Origin of the sequence: Bartonella sp. AP57NXGY, assembly GCF_042195805.1 — a bacterium.
GTDB lineage: Bacteria > Pseudomonadota > Alphaproteobacteria > Rhizobiales > Rhizobiaceae > Bartonella.
Genome location: NZ_JBHIOZ010000152.1, coordinates 1 through 2,905, shown reverse-complemented (window position 1 = coordinate 2,905; position 2,905 = coordinate 1). Strand labels below are relative to the sequence as shown.

The following is a 2,905-nucleotide window of genomic DNA, read 5'->3' as shown; positions in this document are numbered from 1 at the left end:
AGAGGTTCACCAGTACGAAGCATGCGAAACCGCAATCTCATATAGATATTACCTTCTACAGGAGGTAAATAATCGACAACTACTGCCCACCTATCTGCAAAAAGCCTCGTCCACGGTAATTTACTGGACATTCTCTTTGTCCTCCCTGTGCTTATGCCATGCGATTTCTGATTGTTGATTGTTGTTCTTCAGCTCTTCTTCAACATCTGGACTCCAGATGTGGTTGTCGTCAAAAAGAAAGATGTGTCCAGTTTCAGCTAAGAGATCTAGCGCATCATCAAGCTCGTCAATTGAACAGCGAGCTAATGAGGACAAGGCTCGTAAATTGTTTGTAAGAGGCTTCCCAGTGTGTAACATTTTTAATCGCAACCTCATGTAAATATTGCCTTCAGTAGGAGGTAAATCAGCGAGATCAAGAAGCCATTTTTCTACATTAATTTTTATCCATTGGTTTTTATTTGACATTAGTGGTTTCCCCTTCTTTCATTAAATATAAAATTGCTAAAGCATCTGCTTCGTTGTCGTCTTTAGGCGTATGCCCTTTTGCACATATTGCCCAGCCTGTCTTGGTCCCTAGATCAAGACATAAAATGGTTTGTGCGTTAGTGATCATAATCCCCCCTTAAGGCTCTACGTATTTATATGTTTGCTATGACAGAGCGTGTTGTGATTGCCTGTCTTGAAAAAATGTTTATGAAAAAGTATCCTCCCAACGATTCTAAAAAAGTGGGGAGGGGAAAGATGCAAGAATGGATAAAGATACTTCTTACAGGTTTTGTGTCATTTGCTGTGTCGCTTTCTGTAGCGCTTATTTTAAGAAATAAAGACCGTAAAGAAGCCGCTAAAATCCGCAAAGATGATTTAGAAACAGCTGCAAAAAAACGAGAAGAAGATAGAGAATGGATAAGCAAGCAATTTGCAGAAAGCCAAGAACAGACGATAGTTCTTAAAGAGCAAGCAATATCGACAAAAGATCTTGCCAAATGGTCAGAAGAACATATTAAAATTTTGTTAGATAACAAAAGAGTACAGGATTTAGGACCGCCACTTTCCATATATGCAACTGGACCGCATCTTCCAACAAAGGACAAGTGGACGCTTCTTTTCTTAAAGGTAGAAAATAATGCACAAACTGTCGTCCATATTTTAAATATAAAGCTAAAAGATAGTTCTCGCTTTATTCTTGGATATGGCATCATATACAAACCTAGGCAAAAAACTTGGCAAATACAATCACCATATGTTAATCCTGAGGCGGTTGCAGAATCGCGAGTATTCCCTGGCTTCTGTGATAAAGCAAAGGATTTTCGAACGGGACAAGAAATCGATGTTAATATTTCTATAGCTCCCTCAGAAGGCAAACCTTCAAAAATCCTTATTTTTGTAGCAGCACGTGAAGAAGATATAAAAGACCAAGTTACTTTAATCATTACCCATACATCCCCACTGCAACCAGAAACAAAAATGACTGTAACAACACAAACCAGCCTCATAGACTTTAAAAAAGTGGATTAACTCAATTCAGACGCACACTACACGCATCATTTATTAATTTGATTTCTTCTTCTCTTTTTTTGATGAGGTCATCCCTTAAGAAGCCAAGATTACTTTCGACTAAAGCTGTAAACAAAAGTAGCTCATTTAGGCGATGAAAAGATGACAAATCTTGAGAAAAATAATTATCAAACCAAGTTGTAAAAGCTTGCGTAAAGGCAGATGAAAACCACTGATTAAAATCATCGTATGGCAATAACGGAAAATAATTTCTATCATCACGCGCAAAAATATTTTGCAGTATATAGATAAGATAACCTGTTGATGAGGGATCTATGCAACTTTCACATGTCTGATTAGGCGAGCGAACACCATAATATATGTCTTCACGTCCAATCTTATTAACAAGATTAATCAACTTGACCTTGCTTATAGTGATATGTGGGACATCTATCATCTCTGATCTTTCTTTTTAAGAGTCTAAATGCTGCTGTTGTGACAGGGCGCGTTGTGATTGCCTGTCTTGCAAAAATGTTTTTGAAAAAGGAACCTCGCAATGATTCATTGTTAATTAACAATCCTCATTTTTGGCTCAAATGACGCAAGTTAAAAAACTTCTCCTGCAAAAATAAAATCGATCAATCTCGGTTCTTCTTTTTTGTTGATTAACTCAGTGATTTTATTGTTTAATTCATCAATAACTTTCATCTGTGAAGCTAACTTTAGCCTTTGGCTGTATAGCGTTTCATTTTTTTGCTTAATTAAAGAGGATAGGTTTTCAAGTACTACTTGCTGTTGTTCAATTGACTTATCTCGCTCTGCAAGAGTTGCTTCATGCCATCTCATCCAACTATCAAATTGTGACTTATGCCATTCTTCTTGTTTTGCAAGAATTTTTGTATGAGTTCTATGTCGTTTTATAAGATCTTCTATGCTACAATCACGATCCGGTATTTGTATAAATTCTTTCACAAACTTACCTCCATTCTCAATTTTCGTATTACAACCTATTAATCTACAAATCCGTGTGTAGAGTTTCTTCAATATTCCGTTTCTCATGATCTTTCTTCTTTAAGAGTGTGAATGGTGCTGTTGATGTTCATTCTTTTCTGTAGAAGCAGCAATAAAAGCAGAACTAGAGCTAGAACTATCATTCAACTTTTGCAGCTTTAAATAACTATTTAAAGATAGTCCTTTGCCTTGTTCCCAACGACAAACAGAAGCTTGCTTAACACCTAAAATATCTGCTAATTCCTTTTGTGTTAGCGATAAACACTTTCGGATAGATTTAATCTTTAATTTTTCCTCTGTGTCCATTTGAGTTAAGCTCCTTAATTTTAACCATATACGCAATTGTATAGAGTTAATTAAAAAAAACAATAGATTTTTTTAATTTTAAAATCATAAGTAA

At 35.8% G+C, this 2,905-nt stretch carries 6 protein-coding genes; 1 reads left to right on the top strand and 5 read right to left on the bottom strand.

Going from position 1 to position 2,905, the window contains the following annotated elements:
- Window positions 1-120: 120 nt before the first annotated feature.
- Both ACFIL8_RS08830 and ACFIL8_RS08825 read right to left on the bottom strand, forming a co-directional pair.
- On the bottom strand, window positions 121-465 hold the full coding sequence (locus ACFIL8_RS08830) for a DUF1376 domain-containing protein (RefSeq protein WP_375613934.1): 345 nt from the start codon (window positions 463-465) through the stop codon (window positions 121-123).
- Window positions 455-613: a hypothetical protein gene (locus ACFIL8_RS08825; protein ID WP_375613935.1), complete on the bottom strand. Its 159-nt coding sequence runs from the start codon at window positions 611-613 to the stop codon at window positions 455-457. Before ACFIL8_RS08825 ends, ACFIL8_RS08830 begins: the two co-directional genes overlap by 11 nt.
- Window positions 614-642: 29 nt before the next feature.
- On the opposite strand from ACFIL8_RS08825, the gene ACFIL8_RS08820 reads away from it, so the two are divergent.
- Window positions 643-1,515: a hypothetical protein gene (locus ACFIL8_RS08820; RefSeq protein ID WP_375682024.1), complete on the top strand. Its 873-nt coding sequence runs from the start codon at window positions 643-645 to the stop codon at window positions 1,513-1,515.
- 1 nt (window position 1,516) lies between these two features.
- Here the strand turns inward: ACFIL8_RS08820 and ACFIL8_RS08815 are convergent, their stop codons facing one another.
- The 3 genes from ACFIL8_RS08815 to ACFIL8_RS08805 all read right to left on the bottom strand — a co-directional run bounded on the left by ACFIL8_RS08815 (window position 1,517) and on the right by ACFIL8_RS08805 (window position 2,811).
- A complete protein-coding gene (locus ACFIL8_RS08815; protein WP_375609734.1) occupies window positions 1,517-1,951 on the bottom strand; it encodes a hypothetical protein in 435 nt (144 codons plus the stop codon).
- A gap of 149 nt (window positions 1,952-2,100) precedes the next feature.
- On the bottom strand, window positions 2,101-2,466 hold the full coding sequence (locus tag ACFIL8_RS08810; RefSeq protein WP_375613931.1) for a hypothetical protein: 366 nt from the start codon (window positions 2,464-2,466) through the stop codon (window positions 2,101-2,103).
- A gap of 99 nt (window positions 2,467-2,565) precedes the next feature.
- Complete coding sequence (locus ACFIL8_RS08805) at window positions 2,566-2,811, bottom strand: helix-turn-helix transcriptional regulator (RefSeq protein ID WP_375613930.1); 246 nt, start codon at window positions 2,809-2,811, stop codon at window positions 2,566-2,568.
- Between the last annotated feature and the right edge of the window lie 94 nt (window positions 2,812-2,905).